The following is a 1,179-nucleotide window of genomic DNA, read 5'->3' on the forward strand; positions in this document are numbered from 1 at the left end:
CGCTGGCGGGAGCCCTCGCCGGGGCGCACCGGGGCCCGTCGGGCTGGCCTCCGGAGTGGGTGGAGGCGGTGGARTACGGGCMTCGGCTCGGGGCGCTGGGCGGGGCGTGGGACCGGGGCTGACCTGCGGTGGCGTCTGCGAGTCAGCTCTTGGACGCGTACGAGACGAACCCCGCCCACGCTCCTGCCGCGAAGGCCAGGCGGGGCCCCTGCACGTCCTTGGAGTCGCGGACGTGGATGGTGCCGGGGGTGTGGGCGACCTCTACGCAGTCACCCTCGTTCCCGTCACTGCTGTAGCTGCTCTTGAACCAGGCCAGCTCCATCGGATCAGCTCCCGCAGGCGTACGGCACGAAGTTCGCCCACGCCGATTCCGTCACGGCGAGCTGCGGGCCCAGCACCTCCTTGGAGTCACGGACGTGGACCCTGCCGGAGGCGTGCGCAACCTCGACGCAGTCTCCTTCACTACCGTTACTGCTGTAGCTGCTCTTGCGCCATGTAAGTTCCGCGCCGCCTTCAGCGGAAACCATGCGGTTCATCTCTCTCTCCCAGCAGTTGCTCGATGAAGGCCAGCGACTCTCTCGGGGTGAAAGCCTGGGCCCGGACCATGCCGTACCGCAGCTCAAGAATTCGGAACTGCTTGGGATCGTCGACCGGCCGTCCGGCAGCAACCCCCGGCGAACGCCCTACGACAGTTCCATCCCCGAACTTCAGCATCGTGATGCTTCCGTCCGCTCCAGCATGCTCCTCCAGGTCGATCGGCATGACCTGAAGGGATACATTGCGCAACTGCCCGACGCTCAGCAGACGTTCGAGCTGCCCACGCAGAACCATTCTGCCCCCGAGCGGACGCCGCAGCGTCACTTCCTCCAGCACGAAACTGAGCGCCGGAGCAGGTTCTCTGTCGAAGATTGATTGCCGTGCCAGTCGCGCGGACGTCACCCGGTCCACCTCACCCGACGTGTAGGCCGGCTGCCGCATCTCGAACAACGCCCGCATGTAGTCCTCGGTCTGCAACAGACCGTGGATGTCGTGGGCCCCGTACCACTGAAGGTCAATCGCCCTGGCCTCCAGCCGCGCCAGATCCCGAACCCTCTTCGGATACCGCGCCTCCGCCACATCCCCCTTCATCGCGGCGATCTTGCCCCCGGCCCCCAGCACCTCATCCGCCCGGTCCAAGAA

General features: G+C 66.8%; 3 protein-coding genes. All 3 read right to left on the bottom strand.

Features of this window, described 5'->3' with window-relative positions; all coding sequences use genetic code 11:
- Positions 1-142 precede the first annotated feature (142 nt).
- Complete coding sequence (locus tag AB8Z36_RS39785) at positions 143-322, bottom strand: DUF397 domain-containing protein (protein WP_369218232.1); 180 nt, start codon at positions 320-322, stop codon at positions 143-145.
- A gap of 4 nt (positions 323-326) precedes the next feature.
- On the bottom strand, positions 327-527 hold the full coding sequence (locus tag AB8Z36_RS39790) for a DUF397 domain-containing protein (RefSeq protein ID WP_440582129.1): 201 nt from the start codon (positions 525-527) through the stop codon (positions 327-329).
- The coding region (locus AB8Z36_RS39795) for a DUF5753 domain-containing protein (RefSeq protein WP_369218234.1) at positions 514-1,179 on the bottom strand (666 nt) is incomplete at its 5' end. The genes AB8Z36_RS39795 and AB8Z36_RS39790, both read right to left, overlap by 14 nt.

The organism is Streptomyces flavofungini (genome assembly GCF_041028215.1).
Classification (GTDB): domain Bacteria; phylum Actinomycetota; class Actinomycetes; order Streptomycetales; family Streptomycetaceae; genus Streptomyces; species Streptomyces flavofungini_B.

What these genes read in the sequence shown, in the direction of transcription:
- AB8Z36_RS39790 (WP_440582129.1), bottom strand. Translation starts at nt 527, where the DNA reads ATGGTTTCCGCTGAAGGCGGCGCGGAACTTACATGGCGCAAGAGCAGC.
- AB8Z36_RS39785 (WP_369218232.1), bottom strand. Translation starts at nt 322, where the DNA reads ATGGAGCTGGCCTGGTTCAAGAGCAGCTACAGCAGTGACGGGAACGAG.